Raw genomic sequence first — 18347 nt, 5'->3', positions numbered from 1 at the left:
AGGGGACAACTCGTCACTGCTCAGAGTTGTCCCCGTATGTTTTATTATAGTCAGCACAGTGCAAAGCCGAAGGGCGGGTTTAGTTTATGACGATTTTCAGACCCTGAGCACTTTCGACGGTGAAAGGCTTGTCCGTACCTGTCACGGCAACGGTTATCGTGTCACCCGAGCGAACAGCCCTGATAACAGCAGCAAGCAGCGCGTTCATGTCGAAGACCTGTGTTTCAGCAGACTTACCGTCTTCCAGACCGTAGATGACGACCTTCATATTGTCGGTATAGTCATACTCTACGGAGCGCTTGAAATCGCCGAACACAATAATAGAGCACGGCTTAGCATAGAGCGGCAAACCGAAATAGTCATACTTCTTAGTGTACCAGCTTCCGCCTTTCAGCTCCTCGCCTGTCTGGATATCAGTCCATATCCCGCCCTCGGGGAGGTAGAAATCGCAGACACCGTCCTCGCTGAACACGGGCGCGACAAGAAGGCTGTCACCGAGCATATACTGCGTATCTACGGTCAGAGCGGCTCTGTCGTATCCGAAATCGACGACCATAGCTCTCATCATTGGAACGCCCGTTTTATGCGTGAGCACAGCATTTCTGAAAAGGTAAGGCATGAGCCTGCCTTTGAGCTTGACGAAATGGCGCGAGACATCGCAGCTTTCCTCGTCGAAATTCCACGGTACGCGGTACGAGCTGTTGCCGTGGTAGCGAGAATGAGTAGAGAGCAGACCGAAAGCTGTCCAGCGCTTGTATAGGTCAGGCGAGCCCGTCGCCTCGAAACCCGAAATATCGTGCGAGAAGAAGCCGAAGCCCGACAAGCAGAGAGAAAGCCCGCCGCGGAGTGTCTCCCACATGGATTCGTAATTGGAGAAGCAGTCGCCGCCCCAGTGAACGGGGAATCTCTGTCCGCCCGCAGTAGCCGAGCGCGCGAAGAGACAGGCGTTGTTTACGCCGCGAACCTCAGTCAATGCCTCGAAAACGGTCTTATTATAAAGGTAAGAGTAGTAGTTGTGCATTCTGAACGGGTCTGAGCCGTCGGAATAAACAACATCGGTTGGGATACGCTCGCCAAAGTCGGTTTTAACGGCGTCGACCCCGATCTCGGCGAGAGCCTTGATCTTGCCTGCGAACCACCTGCACGCCTCGGGATTCGTGAAATCGATAATCGCCAGTCCTGGCTGCCACATATCGCACTGGAACACCGAGCCGTCCTTATTCCTGATGAAGAACCCCTTCTCCATGCACTCGTCGAAAACGGGCGCACACTGCCCGACATACGGGTTTATCCACACACAGATCTTCAGCCCTTTTGCCTTCAGCCGAGCGAGCATTGACTTCGGGTCGGGGAACATATCCTTATCCCATTCAAAGCTTGTCCACTGGAACTCTTTCATCCAGAAGCAGTCGAAGTGGAAAACTTCGAGCGGGATATCACGGCGCTCCATTTCGTCGATAAAGGAGCAAACAGTCTCCTCGTCATAGCTTGTGGTGAACGAAGTTGAGAGCCAGAGCCCGAAAGTATAAGCAGGCGGGAGGGCAGGCTTGCCCGTGAGGTCGGTATAGCGGGAAATAACGTCCGCGACCGTATCGCCGCCGAAAAGGAAGTATTCGAGTCTCTGTCCCTGAACGGAAAACGCGACCTTAGAGACAGTCTCGCTCGCTACCTCGAAATTGACGAGCTCGGGGTGGTTGACGAAAACGCCGTAGGAGCGTGACGAAACGTAAAACGGAATCGACTTGTAACTCTGCTCCGAGCACGTACCGCCGTCGTTGTTCCATACATCGACTGTCTGACCGTTCTTGACGAAAGATGAGAATTTCTCACCGAAGCCGTAGATATACTCCCCGACGCTGAGACCGAGCATCTCGCGGATATGGGTGCTGTCCCCGTTATCGGACCGAGAAAAGAACCGCTTGCCTGTCTCGGAGCCGCCCGACACGTTCCTGAGCGAATCGTCCTCCTCAACAATAGAAGTCGTCCGCCATCCCTGCTTAGTGAGGAGCCTGCCGTCGTACCAATATGAGATATTCCAGCCTGTTTTTTCCGCACCTATTCTAACGCTTGTCTTTCCCGATATGAGTTCAAATCCCTTCTCGGCAGACCCGCGGACAACAGGCTTGAAGGCGGAGTCCTCGAACAGCTCAAAGGATGGATCCTTGCGTAGAGCTCCTTTAAAATGCTCGATAGTGACCTTGATACTGTTTTCGAGGGTAGAGGTGAACCTGACCGTCAGCATAGGTCCCCCGAGAGTCATACCGCGGTTGGCTATCCACTGGTTAGTCGCATAGACTGTGACAGATGAATCGTCCGCCTCCACGGTGTACATCTGAGTAGCATAGTTCACGTTATAGCCCGGCTTATTGAGCCAGAATCCGTCAGAAACCTTCATAATAAACTCCTTCTGATACGGCGAGAGGGTGCCGATATTATGCAGTGAGATTTTGTAAAACTATGTAATTATTAGCTAATAATATATATATTCATTATAAGACCAAAGACAAATTTTGTCAATACAATATCAGTATACATCGCAATAATTGATTTGGCATGAAATTATTGTACACATATGAATATGGAAAACAGCACTTGACAAAAGAAAAATAAACGTGTATAATAGTATCATATCTTAAAGACGATGACGAAGAGGAGTAACCGCTCCCTTGAACCTCAGAGAGCCGCCGTTAGGTGTGAGGCGGTGTGAGAGGTGCGGCGAAGTAGCTTCCGAGTCCCGCAGGCGAAAGCAGGAGCAAGTAGTCGGCGGCGTGTCCTCACGTTACAGGGGAGGAGGTTTCATGACCTCGCAGAGTGCGGATAGAGATATCCGAATTCAGGTGGTAACACGGACAATCGTTCGCCCTGAACCGTAAAAGGTTCGGGGCGATTTTATTTTGCACGGACCGACATCATCGACGAAAAGGAGAAAAAAACAATGGCAAAGGAACTTGCTAAGACCTACGACCCCAAGGATTTTGAGGACCGTATCTACGCCGCGTGGAACGACAAGGGCTGTTTCCGCGCAGAAGCCGACCCGAAAAAGACGCCCTACACAATAGTTATCCCGCCCCCGAACATAACGGGTCAGCTCCATATGGGACACGCTCTTGACGAGACCTTGCAGGATATCCTTATACGCTGGAAGAGAATGAGCGGCTACAGCGCACTGTGGCTCCCGGGCACAGACCACGCCGCCATCGCTACAGAGGCTAAGATAGTCGAGGCAATGCGCAAGGAAGGCATCACAAAGGAAGACCTCGGACGTGACGGCTTCATGAAGCGCGCATGGGAGTGGAAGAAGCAGTACGGCGGACGCATCGTGGAGCAGCTCAAGAAGCTCGGTTCTTCGTGTGACTGGTCGCGCGAGCGTTTCACTATGGACGAGGGCTGCTCAAAGGCAGTCAAGGAAGTATTCGTAAAGTATTACGAAAAAGGACTCATCTACCGCGGCGAGCGCATAATCAACTGGTGCCCCAAGTGCAAGACCTCGCTTTCTGACGCCGAGGTAACATACGAGGATCAGGCAGGTCATTTCTGGCATCTCCGCTACAAGATAAAGGACAGCGACGGCTACCTTGAACTTGCCACAACACGTCCCGAGACTCTTCTCGGCGATACAGCTGTAGCCGTAAATCCCGCAGACGAGCGCTACAAGGACTTAGTCGGCAAGACGGTCATCCTCCCGCTCGTACACCGTGAGATCCCCATTGTAGCCGATGATTATGTAGAAATGGACTTCGGTACAGGCGTAGTTAAGATAACCCCCGCTCACGACCCGAACGACTTCGAGGTCGGACTCCGCCACAAGCTCCCCGTAATAAACGTAATGAACGACGATGCGACTATCGTAGACGACTATCCCGCATACGCAGGCATGGACAGATACGAAGCCCGCAAGAAGATAGTTGAAGACCTCGAAGCAGAGGGCGCACTTGTAAAGATAGAGGAATACAGCCACAATGTCGGCACCTGCTACCGCTGCGGCACGACCGTAGAGCCCAAGGTCTCGACACAGTGGTTCGTAAAGATGAAGCCTCTCGCACAGCCCGCTATCGACGCAGTAAAGAACGGCGACACCAAGTTCGTACCCGAGCGCTTCGACAAGATATACTTCCACTGGCTCGACAATATCCGCGACTGGTGCATCTCACGCCAGATATGGTGGGGACACCAGATACCCGCATTCTACTGTGACGAGTGCGGCGAAATGGTCGTAACGAAGGAAAACAGCGCAGTATGCCCGAAGTGCGGCAAGCCCATGCGTCAGGACCCCGATACCCTTGATACATGGTTCAGCTCGGCACTGTGGCCGTTCTCGACGCTCGGCTGGCCCGAGAAGACCGCAGACCTCGACTACTTCTACCCGACGAACACTCTTGTAACGGGCTACGACATCATCTTCTTCTGGGTCATCAGAATGATGTTCAGCGGACTTGAAAATATGGGCAAGGTCCCCTTTGATACAGTCCTCATACACGGACTTGTCCGCGACGCTCAGGGACGCAAGATGTCCAAGTCGCTCGGCAACGGCATCGACCCGCTCGAAGTCATCAATGAGTACGGCGCCGACGCACTTCGCTTCATGCTCGCAACAGGCAACTCGCCGGGAAACGATATGCGCTACATCGACGAGAAGGTCAAGGCAGCGCGCAACTTCGCGAACAAGCTCTGGAACGCATCACGCTTCATAATGATGAATCTGCCCGAGGACTTCGAGTTCAAGGGACTTCCCGCAGAGCTCGAGCTCGAGGACAAGTGGCTGGTAAACAAGTTCAATATCCTTGCCAAGGAGGTCAATGAGAACCTCGACCGCTACGAGCTCGGCGTTGCATCACAGAAGATATATGACTTCATCTGGGACGTTTACTGCGACTGGTACATCGAGCTCACAAAGCCGAGAATACAGGCAGGCGGAGAGACAATGGCAAAGGCACAGTCAGTGCTCGTATGGGCGATGCAGGGAATGCTGAAGCTCCTCCACCCGTTCATGCCGTTCATCACCGAGGAGATATGGCAGGTCCTCAACAACGAAAAGTCAATGATAATCCTCGAGACTTACCCCACATACGATGCTTCTATCGACTTCACAGCCGAGGAGACAGCCTTCGAGAAGATAATCTCCGCGATAAAGGCAGTCCGCAACGTTCGCACAGAGATGAACGTACCTCCGTCGAAGAAGGCGAAGCTCATTATCGAGACCTCCGAGCCCGAGCTCTTCAAGAGCTGCGGCGTATTCTTCGAGAAGCTCGCATCAGCTTCAACAGTCGAGGCAGGCGAGAGCCTTGCTCACGAGAACTGCGCAAATGCGGTCACAGACGCGGCACGTATCTTCATACCTATGGACGAGCTCGTTGACAAGGAGAAGGAGATAGCACGTCTCGAAAAGGAAAAGACAAAGGTGCAGAAGGATATCGACTTCCTCAGCGGCAAGCTGAACAATCAGGGCTTTGTAGCGAAGGCTCCCGCTCAGCTCATCGAGGCTGAGAAGGCTAAGCTTGCAAAGGCAGAGGAAAAAATGGCTAAGATAGAGCAGTCTATCAAGGCTTTTATGTGATATGAATTTTGAGATACCGAATGTCCGCGACGGAGAATACACAAGCTTTGACGGGACTAAAACTTTCAAGGCGAAGATATACGAATCAGATGAAGGTGAATAAAATGATAAAGCATATAGTAATGTTCAAGCTGAAGGACGCTGACGGTCGGACAGAATATGAGAATGCACTCGAAGCACGGAAGCGCTTTGATAATGTCATTGCGAACGTAAAGGAGCTGAAAAGGGGAGAGGTAGTCATCAACTCCAAGGACGCTCCGTCGAGCAATTACACTATCTCACTTCTCTGCGACTTCGATTCGATAGACGACCTCAACGCATATCAGGTACACCCTGCACACGTTGAATTCGGCAAGTTCATCGGCACAGTCAAGACCGACCGAGCCTGCATAGACTACGAATATTAAGCCGTAGGGGACGGCGTCCCCGACGTCACGCTGTGGGCTGTCGAGGACGCCAGCCCCTACAATTATTGAAACAGGTAAGATTATGGATATTAACGAAGCAATGTCATTCATCAACAGCTATACCAAATCAGGCGGCAGGATAACAGACCTCTCCCGCGCACAGGAGCTTGCGGACAGTATCGGCAACCCCGAAAAGAGGCTGAAATTCGTACATATAGCAGGAACTAACGGTAAGGGCTCGACGCTCGAATACATTTCCAACGCACTGATAATGTCGGGCTATAGGGTAGGACAGTTTACTTCACCGTTCATACTGCGCTACAACGACCGCATACGCATAAACGGCGAGGAGATAAGTGACGAAGTTCTTGCCGATATAGCGGAGCAGGTCAGGGCTTGCGTCAGTGACAGACCGTATTCGCAGTTCGAGATAACGATGGCGATAGCATTTCTCTGGTTCGAGCGTGAGAATTGTGACATAGTCGTGCTTGAAACAGGCATAGGCGGACTGCTTGACTGCACGAACATTATCCCTCCGCCGCTGCTGTCGGTGATAACCTCTGTATCGCTCGACCACACGGCTTTGCTCGGAAATACTGTCGAGGAGATAGCCGTTCACAAGGCAGGTATAATCAAGGCGGGCTCTGCGGTGGTCCTCGCCGACGACAACCCCGACAGTGTCAAAGCTCTTGTTAAGGAGACAGCCGAGCGTGTCGGTGCGGAGCTTGTACCGCTCGAGCCCTGTAAACCGCATACAGACGGCGGTCTTTATGCACAGTTCATCTACCGCGGGATAAAGCTGACACCTGCCATGATCGGTCTCCACCAGAAATACAATGCTCAGACAGCAATAACCGCCTGCCTTTATCTGAGGGGCAAGGGCTACGCGATAAGCGACGGAAATATCATCAGAATGGTCGAAACTACGCAGGTTAGAGCACGTGTGCAGTACATCGGCGGCGAGCCCCCTTTCATAGTTGACGGCGGTCATAATCCTTCGGGAGTGAATATGCTGTCGCTTATGCTGATGTATCTGAGTACGCGAAATAAGCGAATCTACGCGGTTATGGGCATGGTGGACTCCAAGGATTATGCAGAGTGTGTGAAAATGATCGCTCGGCAAGCAGACAAGTTCTTTGCTGTGGACGGTTTTTCGGGAAATGCTGTTTCTGCTGATATATTGCAGGATATCGCTTCTTTCTACACAGAGGCGGAGACCTCTTCGCTCGTGTCAGCGATTGAAAGTGCAAAAGCACTTGCCTTGGAAAATGACGGTATCGCAGTGGTGTGCGGGTCGCTTTATCTGGCGAGCGAGGCGTTAAAACTGATAGAAAAGAACTAATGTTCCACGTGGAACAATACCTTTTTTTACTCGGAAACTGGATAATTTCCGAGAAAAATCGTACCGAATCATAACAAAAATTTCCTGTGAAACAGTATGAACTTTTCTGCTGTAAACTTCAAAAGTTCATACTCTTGTTTCAGAGGTATACGCATATAAAAAAATGCCCCGACGACCTTGAAGAGCTTCGGGGCAAATTTTTTAAGTATGAACGAAAGTTATAAGTTTAAAATCATAAATAAATACTTGAATTAAACACATTTTAACAACTAAAAATTTGGTTTACATACGACAGCGTACCTTAAAACTATGAATGTGACGCAGACCGAGTGACAGTAAATTCTTGTCAGTGACAATTATAGCATAGGTGAGCGACACTGTCAATAATACGCCGTGACAGTTTATACTTTTGTGCAAATGACACAAATCGTTCTTTTTTGTCCTTTAAAGTGAAAAGGGGTATTGCAAATATTTTTTTTTAGTGGTATAATTTGTATTGAACTGCGAAAGCAGAATTTATTAAAGGAGGTTTTTTAACAATGGCGTTAAAAAATCAGTATCTCAAGGAATTATTAGAGAGAGTTGAAAAGAGAAATCCCGGCGAGCCCGAGTTTATCCAGGCTGTTACTGAGGTTCTCGAGACTCTCGAGCCCGTTGCAGAAAAGAGACAGGACCTCATCGATGCAGGCGTTTTCGAGCGTATCGTTGAGCCTGAGAGACAGATAATCTTCCGCGTACCGTGGGTTGACGATAACGGCAAGGTACAGGTAAACAGAGGTTTCCGTGTACAGTTCAACTCCGCTATCGGACCTTACAAGGGCGGTATCAGACTTCACCCCTCTGTATACCTCGGAATCATCAAGTTCCTCGGTTTCGAGCAGGTATTCAAGAACAGCCTTACGACCCTCCCCATGGGCGGCGGCAAGGGCGGTTCCGACTTCGACCCCAAGGGCAAGAGCGATGCAGAAGTTATGCGTTTCTGCCAGAGCTTTATGACAGAGCTCTGCAAGCACATCGGTGCTGATACAGATGTTCCCGCAGGTGATATCGGTACAGGTGCTCGTGAGATCGGCTTTATGTTCGGTCAGTACAAGAGACTCCGCAACGAGTTCACAGGCGTTCTTACAGGTAAGGGACTTACTTACGGCGGTTCTCTCGCAAGAACACAGGCAACAGGTTACGGTCTCTGCTACTTCACAAACGAGATGCTTCAGGCTAACGGAAAGAGCTTCGAGGGCAAGACAGTTGTTATCTCGGGTTCAGGTAACGTTGCTATCTACGCTTGCGAGAAGGCTACACAGTACGGCGCAAAGGTAGTTACAGTTTCCGACTCTAACGGTTATGTTTACGATCCCGACGGTATCGAGCTCGACGTTGTTAAGCAGATCAAGGAGGTTGAGCGCGGACGTATCAAGGAGTATGTCGGCAGAACTTCTCACAAGAATGCTGAGTACCACGAGGGCAGCGTTTGGACACTGAAGTGCAACGCAGGCGGCATCAAGCTCGACATTGCTCTTCCTTGCGCTACTCAGAACGAGATCAACGGTGACGGTGCTAAGGCTATCGTTGCTAACGGCGGTTTCGCTATCGCTGAGGGCGCTAATATGCCTTCTACTCCCGAAGCTATCGAGACTTACCTCTCGAACGGTCTCCTTTATGGTCCCGCTAAGGCTGCAAATGCAGGCGGCGTTGCTACTTCCGGTCTCGAGATGAGCCAGAACAGCGAGCGTCTCAGCTGGACATTTGAAGAGGTTGACGAGAAGCTCCACAACATCATGAAGTCTATCTTTAAGGCTTGCGATGATGCTGCTAAGGAGTACGGCATGGCAGGCAACTATATGGCAGGCGCTAATATCGCAGGCTTCCTCAAGGTTGCTGAGGCTATGAAGGCTCAGGGCTGCGTTTGATCAGATTCGCAATAGAAAACATATAATATAAAAACAGGCGCTGAGCCGATTAACTGCTCAGCGCCTGTTTTCTGTTCTGTTCTGTAATTGCATCTGTCTTCTGATACTTGATTTTTTTTAAAATTTATGTTATAATAACCTAAAGTTATGTGTATCGGTTATTTTCACACGGAAAAGGTGGTCTTATTATGATCAAGGTTCTTCTGGCAGACGATGTTCAGATACTTAGGGCGGGGCTGAAAGCTGTCCTCGCTCAGGATGAGGATATTAATGTTGTCGGTGAGGCGAGCAACGGCAAGGAAGCCTACGAAATGGCGGTGCGTCTTCAGCCCGACGTTGTGCTCATGGATATGCGTATGCCTGACTTCGACGGCGGTTACGGCACCCGTCAGATAAAGGATAAGCTCGAAAATGTGAAGGTGCTCGTGCTGACGACCTTTGACGATAAGGAGACCGTTGAACGCGCTATGTCGAGCGGCGCTGACGGTTATATTCTTAAAGAAATGGATAACGCGCAGATACTTAATTCCATAAAGGCTGTCGCGGGCGGGATCAACGTCTTTTGCGACAATATCTTCCGCTCTATTAAAGAGTCCGCTCCTTCGGCAGTTCAGGATCCGAAAAACTTCGACCTCACGGAGCGCGAGATCGACTTCATCAGGCTCATCTGTGACGGCTGTGATAATAAGGATATCGCTTCTAAGCTCTTCCTTGCGGAAGGGACGGTGCGAAACGGTATTTCCCGACTGCTCGAAAAGCTGAAGCTTAAAGACCGCACTCAGCTTGCGGTGTTCGCAATAAAAAATAATATTGTATAAAATGAACGGTCAGAAAGGATATTCCCTTTCTGACCGTTGCTTTTACTGCTCGAATTTTTCGTTCATGAACTGCGTCAGTGTCTTTTTCTCTGACGATGTTGAGAGGAAAGAGTAGTATGCAAGGATGTTGGAGGCGTCTGCCGACGTGAGCTGACTGTTCAGGTCGGTGTCTCCGCACCTGAACGCTTCGTTCGTCAGACCGTTCTCTTGTCCCGTGGAGCTGTTGGAGTAGGCGACAAGTATTGCTGATGCGTCGTTTGCGTCGACCTTGTCATCGCCGTTGACGTCGCCGAATTTTCTGTCTGTTAATGTTATTGTCATCGGTCTTGTTATCGGAGTCTTGACGACCGAGCCCTCTTCTGTGCGCATTGCTATATCAATAAGGCGCTCGTCTGCGTAGTCCTCGGGCTCTGTCAGAAAGTATACCGTGTATTCCGCGGCGGGTGCTTCCATTGACATATTGACATCGAACCATGTCAGCGGATAACTGTCGCTCTTTTCGCCGTAGGGCTTCATCTCGGAGCGGTCGTCCCTTGATGTTACCTGACAGGTAAATGACATCGTGTTGTATTTATTGTTTGTGCTGAGCAGCGTGCCGTGGCGTATATGTATAAATTCTCCGTTTTCGTCCGTCTCTGCATAGGCGTATGCTACGTTGGGTTCGGTATCGGACATGGGGAGCGGGTCACCGAGATTTTCAAGCTTTGCATACTCGCTCGCGCTTTTCCACACCGGGTGGACGTACCAGCAGGAAAGGCTCTCGTCGGATATGTATACTGAGGTCTTCACTATAACGTTTTCCGCATCTCCGAGCTCGGAACGGAAAATTGCGGCGTTTCCGTCGCTGTATGCCTTGACTCCCGCACTTTCATCAGCGCGGAAATACATGGTCGGAGTGTAGTCGGCGTCAGCCGCGTAAACGCTCGGAGCTGTGATACAGGCAGCAAGACTTATCGAAGTAATTGCAGAAATGATCTTTTTCATGTTGTCCCTCCCAAAAGTATCTTGAGGCAGCATCAAACAAGGACCGCCTGCTTTGTGCTGCCTTAAGGCAACACAGCACAAAGCCCGCCTGAAGGCTTTGTACTGGATATGCTTGCATATTTTCCGTCATCTTGCACAGAAATTCCTTGACATACGTCAGTATGCCTGCGGAATTTCTATACAATCTGACGAAAAATCTGTCGGCGCATCTCCAACACAAGCTTTGTGCGGTATTGCCTTAAACTTATTATAGCATCCGAAATGATATAAGTCAATAACATGATCTTTCCTTGAATGCCGGATTTTTGCAGTTTATGGTGTAAGCGCGGCACAGATAAACGGAACGAAAATTAATTCCCGCGATGGTTGCTTTTTTTTACAGTTTGTGGTATAATGTATTTATATCAACTGAACGGAGGACATATCTATGCTTTCGGATATTGAGATTGCACAGAACGCAAAAATGAAAAAAATCAGCGAGATCGCTGCCGATCTCGGCATCGGTGACGAATTCCTCGAGCCCTACGGACACTATAAGGCTAAGCTGTCCGAGAGCCTGTACTCGTCACTCGCTTTCAAAGAGGACGGTAAACTTATCCTCGTTACTGCTATCAATCCTACTCCCGCGGGCGAGGGCAAGACTACTGTCAGCGTCGGACTCGCTGAGGCTATGGGAAAAATCGGCAAGAATGCCGTGCTTGCTCTGCGCGAGCCCTCGCTCGGACCTGTTTTCGGTATCAAGGGCGGTGCTGCGGGCGGAGGCTACGCTCAGGTAGTCCCCATGGAGGATATCAACCTCCATTTCACAGGCGATATGCACGCTATCACTGCTGCGAACAATCTGCTCTGCGCTATGCTCGACAACCATATCCAGCAGGGCAATGAGCTTCGCATCGACCAGCGCCGTATCCTCTTCAAGAGATGTATGGACATGAACGACCGCGCTCTCCGCAACATCGTTGTCGGGCTCGGCGGAAAGGCTAACGGCGTTCCCCGCGAGGACGGATTCAACATTACCGTCGCTTCCGAGATAATGGCTATTCTCTGCCTCTCGACCGACCTCGGCGACCTAAAGGAGCGCCTCGGTAATATCCTCGTTGCCTACGATCTCGACGGACAGCCTGTATTTGCAAATCAGCTCGGCTGCACGGGTGCTATGACTGCTCTGCTCAAGGACGCGCTCAAGCCCAATCTCGTGCAGACACTCGAGAATACCCCCGCTTTCATCCACGGTGGTCCTTTCGCGAATATTGCTCACGGCTGCAACTCTATACGCGCTACCAAGCTTGCGCTCAAGCTCGGTGACTACTGTATTACAGAGGCGGGCTTCGGCTCTGACCTCGGTGCCGAGAAATTCTTCGACATCAAGTGCCGCTACGGCGGGCTGACTCCTGCTTGCGTTGTGCTCGTTGCGACTATCCGCGCACTCAAGTACAACGGAAGAGTTCCCAAGGCGGAGCTCGCAAAGGAGAATATGTGGGCTCTCGAAAAGGGTATCGTCAACCTCCAGACCCATATCGAAAATATGCATAAATTCCACGTGCCTGTTGTTGTCGCTATCAACCGCTTCGAGAGCGACACCGAGAAGGAGATCGACTTTGTAAAGAAGTTCTGCGCTGATATGGGCGTTGAGGTCTCTATGTGCGAGGTGTTCGCAAAGGGCGGAGACGGCGGAAAAGACCTTGCTAATAAGGTGTGCGAGACTATCGAGCTCACACAGGGCGGCGACGAGAGGTTCCGCCCGCTCTATGCGAAGGAACTCTCCATTAAGGACAAGATCGAAAAGCTCGCTCGTGAGATATACCGCGCTGACGGTGTCACTTACACCGCTGCTGCCGACAAGGCTATCAAGGAGATTGAGTCTATCGGTTTTCGCGATCTGCCTATCTGCGTCGCTAAAACACAGTATTCGCTCTCGGACAATCCCGCTCTTCTCGGCAAGCCGAAGGGATTCAATATCACTGTCCGCGACGCGAGAGTTTCTGCGGGTGCCGGCTTCGTTGTCATCTATACAGGCGATATCCTTACCATGCCAGGTCTGCCGAAGGCCCCGTCGGCTCTCAATATCGACTGCGATGTAAACGGCAATATCACGGGACTTTTCTGATATGAAAATAGTTACGCATTCTCCCGCCGAAACTATCGAAGCCGCCAAAAAGCTCGGCTCGCTCCTCCGCGCGGGAGATATGATCGCATACAAGGGCGGTCTCGGCGCGGGAAAGACTACCTTCACGCGCGGACTTGCGATCGGGCTCGGGCTCGGCGATAATGTCAGCTCACCGACGTTTGCGCTTGTCAATGAGTACCGCGGAAGCGATATCACCCTCTACCACTTCGATATGTACCGCATCAGCTCCGAGGAGGGGCTTGAATCTACAGGCTTCTACGATTATGATTTCGAGAACAATGTGGCGGCGGTCGAGTGGTCTGAGAATATCGCCGAATTCCTGCCAAAGGATACTATTTATATTACTATAGATTCTCTCGGCGACAACGACCGTGAGATCACGATTGAGGACGGTGGACGCTTTGCTTCTGCTTGGGATTGATACTTCGGGTAAGACGGCTTCTGCCGCGCTCTTCGATTCGGACAGCGAGGTCTTTCTCGCTGAGTCAACTCTGTATACGCAGAAAACGCACTCGAAGGTCATAATGCCTATGGTGAAAGAGATCCTCGCTCAGACGGGCAGGGGAGTATCGGATATAGACGCTGTTGCTGTTGCTGACGGTCCCGGAAGTTATACGGGGCTGAGGATAGGTGTTGCGGCGGTCAAGGCTATGGGCTTTGCGCTCGGCTGCAAGTGCTGCGGAGTCTCTACGCTGGAGGCTCTCGCATATAATAATATCGCATTCAAGGGCACTGTCTGCTCTCTGATGAAGGCGAGGGGAGAACTCGTCTATACCTGCTCGTACAAGAGCGACGGCTATGCGCTCGAAGCTCTTTGCGATGAGCAGATAATCAGCCGCGATGAGCTTGCACAGTTCCTCGCTTTCAACGGGACTGAGGCTCTGCTCTGCGGTGACGGGGCGGCGGACTTCTTCACGGATTACCGCTCGCCTATGCTGTTGATAGCACCGCCTATGGGACGGCTGCAAAATGCCTGCGGGGTCTGCCTCGCGGCAATGTCAAAGGAGTTTGTTGCTGCCGATGAACTCGAAGTCTCGTATCTGCAAAAGGTGAAGGCTGAGAAAGATCTGCAGGATAAGCTCACTAAACAGGAGGGATAACCATGATAGCTATTGGCTGCGACCACGCAGGTGTGGAGCTGAAAAAGGATGTCATCAAGTTTCTGACGGAAAAGGGCTTTGAGCTGAAAGATATGGGGACCGACGGAGAACCCTGCGATTATCCGAATATGGCTAAGACCGTATGCGGTCTCGTTACCTCGGGTGAGTGCGAGAAGGGTATCCTCATCTGTGGTACGGGCATCGGTATGTCCATTGCCGCAAATAAGATAAAGGGTATCAGGGCGGCTGTGTGCTCGGACAGCTTCTCGACTAAGTTCACTCGTCTGCATAATGACAGCAATATCATGTGCATGGGTGCGCGTGTCCTCGGAAGCGGTCTCGCTTGCGAGCTTGCTGAGATATTCGTCACCACGGGCTTTGAAGGCGGTCGTCATCAGCGCCGTGTCGATCTGATTACCGAGATCGAAAACAATAATTAAGGAGGCTTTACTATGTCTTTACATATAATCGATCATCCGCTCGTTCAGCATAAGATCTCTCTGCTGAGAGATAAGAACACAGGTACTAAGGAATTCCGCGAGCTCGTTTCCGAGATAGCTATGTTCATCGGATACGAGGCTACACGTGACCTCCCTCTAAAGGAGATAGAGCTCGAGACTCCCATCGCTGTTGCGAAGACTAAAGTCATTTCGGGCAAGAAGCTCGCTGTCGTTCCGATTCTCCGCGCGGGTCTCGGTATGGTAGACGGTGTCACTTCTCTCGTTCCTGCGGCTAAAATCGGTCACATCGGTATTTTCCGCGACCCAGGCACTAATGATGCGGTAATGTATTACTGCAAGATGCCTGAGGATATTCAGGAGCGTGAGGTCATCGTTGTTGACCCAATGCTCGCTACGGGCAATTCCGCGATTTCCGCTATTACCGAAATTAAGAAGCTCGGCGTCAATAACATTAAATATATGTGTATCATCGCTTCTCCCGAGGGCGCTGACGCCGTTCAGAAGGCTCATCCCGATGTTGAAGTCTATGCCGGAGTTATTGACGAGGGTCTTAATGAGGATAAGTTTATCGTTCCCGGAGTCGGCGACGCCGGCGACCGTATCTTCGGTACTAAATAAAATAAGGATGACCTTTATGCGCTTTACCCATACAGAAGCAATACGGGACATATATCGGGGGAAACCTTTCTGATGTAAGATGTGCTTAACGCAGAAAACAAAAAACAAACCGAATAGGATGAAGAATCCCGATACATTTGTATCGGGATCTTTGCTTTATTGTAATATGAGGTCACACTTTCGAGTCCCGTCACAAGCTCCAATGACAAGCCACTTAGAATAGCCTTCTAAGCGGTTTTTATTTTGTCTCCCTTTTATTTTGACCTTGGATTATAAATAAAGCGACCGTTGATAATAATCCACATTTATTTGACATTTTATATTGCATAATTGTGCGAAATATGGTATAATTAAATAAATATAAGCATTTTAGGAGAGCAATATGATCACAGGTACTATAAAAAATAAGATAGACAAGCTGTGGGAGGCTTTCTGGACGGGCGGACTTACCAATCCGCTGGACGTCATCGAACAGATAACCTACCTCATGTTCATACACGACCTTGATGACATCGACAACACCAAGAGCAAGGAAGCTATCATGCTCGACCTGCCGTACAAGTCCATGTTCGATGGCAATATCGACATAGGCGGCAGAAAAGTCGACAGCAGCGTGCTCAAGTGGTCGGTGTTCCACGACTTCCCAGCGGAGAAAATGTACCGCACGGTGCAGGAGTTCGTTTTCCCGTTCATCAAGAACCTCCACGATGACAAAAACGGAGCTTACTCCAAGTACATGGCGGACGCTATCTTCAAAGTTCCAACACCGCAGCTATTCTCCAAAGTTGTTGATCAGCTTGACGAGATATTCGAGCAGTCAAAGAAAGATCTCAACTCCGATACTCGCGGCGACATCTATGAGTATCTGCTCTCAAAGCTGTCCACAGCAGGCGTGAACGGTCAGTTCAGAACTCCCCGACACATCATCAAAATGATAGTTGCTCTTATGCAGCCCACTGCCGATGAGGTCATCTGCGATCCTGCCTGCGGAACTTCCGGCTTCCTTGTTGCGGCAGGCGAATGGCTGAAAGATAACCGCAAAGAAGAGATATTCTACAACGCACAGAAGAAGTTCCACTATATGAACGAAATGTTCACAGGCTTCGATATGGACAGAACTATGCTGCGTATCGGCGCTATGAATATGATGACTCACGGCGTTGCTAATCCAAAAATCGAGTACAGGGACAGTCTCTCCGACCAGAATCCCGACCGTGAGAAGTACACACTTATCCTGGCAAATCCGCCGTTCAAGGGCAGTCTCGACGCTGATATAGTTTCGGCTGACCTGCTGAAAATGTGCAAGACTAAAAAGACCGAGCTCCTCTTTATTTCGCTGTTTCTGAAAATGCTGAAAATTGGCGGACGCTGTGCGTGTATCGTTCCCGACGGTGTGCTTTTCGGCTCGTCGAAGGCTCACAAGGACATACGCAAGGAGCTCATCGACCGCAACCGTCTTGAAGCCGTTATCTCCATGCCCAGCGGCGTATTCAAGCCCTATGCAGGCGTTTCCACGGCTGTGCTGATATTCACGAAGACCGGTCACGGCGGCACAGATAATGTCTGGTTCTATGATATGAAAGCGGACGGACTCTCCCTTGATGACAAGCGAGCCGAAGTCGCCGACAATGATATTCCCGATATTATTGCCCGTTTTCATAATCTTGACGGCGAAAAGGACAGGGAGCGCACGGAGCAGAGCTTTTTCGTGCCGAAGCAGGAGATAGTTGACAACGACTACGACTTGTCCATTAACAAGTACAAGAAGACGGAATATGTGGCTGTGGAGTATCCTCCCACGGGCGAGATAATGGCAGACCTTGACGGCTTATATAAGGAGCTTGGCGGCTTGCTTGAGGAGTTGGGAGGAGCGTTGAATTGAAATTAAAAGAATGCTGTAATTTTATTGATTATAGAGGAAAAACACCTGAAAAATCTGATGAAGGATATAGATTTATAACCGCAAAAAACATTGGTATTGACGGATATCATGACGAGCCCAAAGAATATATTCCCAGAGAAAACTACGAAAAGGTTATGGTACGAGGAATACCTAATGAAAATGATATTTTGTTTACTACTGAAGCTCCTTTAGGTCATGTTGGTTTGATACCACATTTTGATGAACCATTCGCTATTGGACAAAGATTAATTGTAATTCAACCTAAAAAAGAACTTTTGAATTCAGAGTATTTATTATTTTTACTCCGTTCGCACAACTTTCAAAATGAAGTAATTAAGCATTCATCTGGAAGTACCGTAACTGGGATTCGTTCAAAAGAACTGGTTGAAATAGATATTTCTTTTCCCGACCTCGAAACCCAGCGCAAAATCGCCTCCAACCTCGACAAAGTGACACACACCATTGACCTCTGCAACGCTATACTTGAAAAGCTTGATATGCTCGTCAAGGCGCGGTTTGTGGAGATGTTTGGGGAACCTCTAACCAATCCGATGAATTGGAATATGAAGCGACTTGACGAAGTGGCTGTGCTGAATAAAGGTATTACTTATGCACCAGAAGAAGTTTCTGATGAAGGTATTATAGTCTTACGTTCAAGCAATATAAAAGGAAATGCATTCGATTTAGAGGATATTGTTAAGATTGCAAAAAAGGTTAATCCTGATAAATATGTTCAAACAAACGATATTTTGATGTGTAACAGAAATGGAAGTGCAAGGCTTGTAGGTAAAGTTGCAAAAATACCTGAATTAAGCGAAAACATGACATTTGGCACTTTTATGACGATTGTGCGAAGTGATATATATGAGTATTTATTTGTGTTCTTTCAGTTAGAAGCCTTTAGAGAACAAATTAAGTTTCAAACAGCAGTTGCTATAAATCAAATATCACTGCCTTTGCTTGCGTCTGTTAAAGTTCCGCTTCCACCTAAAGAATTAACTGATAAATTCGCCGCCTTTGTAGAGCAGACCGACAAGTCGAAATCAGCCGTAAAACAGCTGCTCGAAAAGGCTGAAGCACTGAAAAAAGCACTTATGCAGGAGTATTTTGGATAATATAGGAGAA

14 protein-coding genes and 1 other annotated feature are annotated in these 18347 nt (G+C 49.6%); of the genes, 12 read left to right on the top strand and 2 right to left on the bottom strand.

The features are described 5' to 3' along the window. Positions 1-79: 79 nt before the first annotated feature. Complete coding sequence (yicI, locus tag BMX22_RS01440; protein ID WP_074740151.1) at positions 80-2395, bottom strand: alpha-xylosidase; 2316 nt, start codon at positions 2393-2395, stop codon at positions 80-82. Between the two features lie 237 nt (positions 2396-2632). Beyond that, positions 2633-2868, top strand: a binding site (T-box leader). Positions 2869-2935: 67 nt separating this feature from the next. Here yicI and BMX22_RS01435 point away from each other — a divergent pair. From BMX22_RS01435 to BMX22_RS01415, 5 genes are all read left to right on the top strand, one after another. Beyond that, positions 2936-5554, top strand: coding sequence for a valine--tRNA ligase (locus BMX22_RS01435; protein WP_074740150.1), 2619 nt, complete (start codon positions 2936-2938; stop codon positions 5552-5554). A gap of 104 nt (positions 5555-5658) precedes the next feature. Beyond that, positions 5659-5961: a Dabb family protein gene (locus BMX22_RS01430; RefSeq protein WP_074740149.1), complete on the top strand. Its 303-nt coding sequence runs from the start codon at positions 5659-5661 to the stop codon at positions 5959-5961. 82 nt (positions 5962-6043) lie between these two features. After that, positions 6044-7303 (top strand): bifunctional folylpolyglutamate synthase/dihydrofolate synthase, encoded by a 1260-nt coding sequence (locus BMX22_RS01425; protein WP_074740148.1) that lies wholly within the window; start codon positions 6044-6046, stop codon positions 7301-7303. 539 nt (positions 7304-7842) lie between these two features. Next, a complete protein-coding gene (gdhA, locus tag BMX22_RS01420) occupies positions 7843-9210 on the top strand; it encodes an NADP-specific glutamate dehydrogenase (protein ID WP_074740147.1) in 1368 nt (455 codons plus the stop codon). Between the two features lie 188 nt (positions 9211-9398). Next, positions 9399-10028 (top strand): response regulator, encoded by a 630-nt coding sequence (locus BMX22_RS01415; protein ID WP_074740146.1) that lies wholly within the window; start codon positions 9399-9401, stop codon positions 10026-10028. 42 nt (positions 10029-10070) lie between these two features. On the opposite strand, the gene BMX22_RS01410 is transcribed toward BMX22_RS01415, so the two are convergent. Continuing rightward, positions 10071-11012: a hypothetical protein gene (locus BMX22_RS01410; RefSeq protein WP_074740145.1), complete on the bottom strand. Its 942-nt coding sequence runs from the start codon at positions 11010-11012 to the stop codon at positions 10071-10073. A gap of 427 nt (positions 11013-11439) precedes the next feature. Here BMX22_RS01410 and BMX22_RS01405 point away from each other — a divergent pair, with 427 nt between their 5' ends. From BMX22_RS01405 to BMX22_RS01375, 7 genes are all read left to right on the top strand, one after another. Next, the gene (locus BMX22_RS01405; RefSeq protein ID WP_074740144.1) at positions 11440-13119 is read left to right on the top strand and encodes a formate--tetrahydrofolate ligase; all 1680 of its coding nucleotides are present in this window, start codon (positions 11440-11442) and stop codon (positions 13117-13119) included. A 1-nt stretch (position 13120) separates the two neighbouring features. Beyond that, positions 13121-13561 carry a tRNA (adenosine(37)-N6)-threonylcarbamoyltransferase complex ATPase subunit type 1 TsaE gene (gene tsaE / locus BMX22_RS01400; RefSeq protein ID WP_074740143.1) on the top strand — a complete coding sequence of 147 codons (441 nt, stop codon included), beginning with the start codon at positions 13121-13123 and terminating at the stop codon, positions 13559-13561. Further along, complete coding sequence (tsaB, locus tag BMX22_RS01395) at positions 13542-14240, top strand: tRNA (adenosine(37)-N6)-threonylcarbamoyltransferase complex dimerization subunit type 1 TsaB (RefSeq protein WP_074740142.1); 699 nt, start codon at positions 13542-13544, stop codon at positions 14238-14240. Before tsaE ends, tsaB begins: the two co-directional genes overlap by 20 nt. A 2-nt stretch (positions 14241-14242) precedes the next feature. Next, entirely contained in the window at positions 14243-14680 is a 438-nt protein-coding gene (rpiB, locus tag BMX22_RS01390; protein ID WP_074740141.1) for a ribose 5-phosphate isomerase B, read from the top strand. Positions 14681-14692: 12 nt separating this feature from the next. Further along, complete coding sequence (gene upp, locus BMX22_RS01385; RefSeq protein ID WP_074740140.1) at positions 14693-15319, top strand: uracil phosphoribosyltransferase; 627 nt, start codon at positions 14693-14695, stop codon at positions 15317-15319. Positions 15320-15701: 382 nt separating this feature from the next. Then, the gene (locus BMX22_RS01380; protein ID WP_074740139.1) at positions 15702-17201 is read left to right on the top strand and encodes an HsdM family class I SAM-dependent methyltransferase; all 1500 of its coding nucleotides are present in this window, start codon (positions 15702-15704) and stop codon (positions 17199-17201) included. Then, on the top strand, positions 17198-18337 hold the full coding sequence (locus tag BMX22_RS01375; protein ID WP_074740138.1) for a restriction endonuclease subunit S: 1140 nt from the start codon (positions 17198-17200) through the stop codon (positions 18335-18337). Before BMX22_RS01380 ends, BMX22_RS01375 begins: the two co-directional genes overlap by 4 nt. Positions 18338-18347: the final 10 nt, after the last annotated feature.

Source organism: Ruminococcus sp. YRD2003 (assembly GCA_900109435.1).
In the GTDB taxonomy this organism is placed as follows: domain Bacteria; phylum Bacillota; class Clostridia; order Oscillospirales; family Ruminococcaceae; genus Ruminococcus; species Ruminococcus flavefaciens_G.
This window is presented reverse-complemented; position numbering and strand designations above follow the sequence as displayed.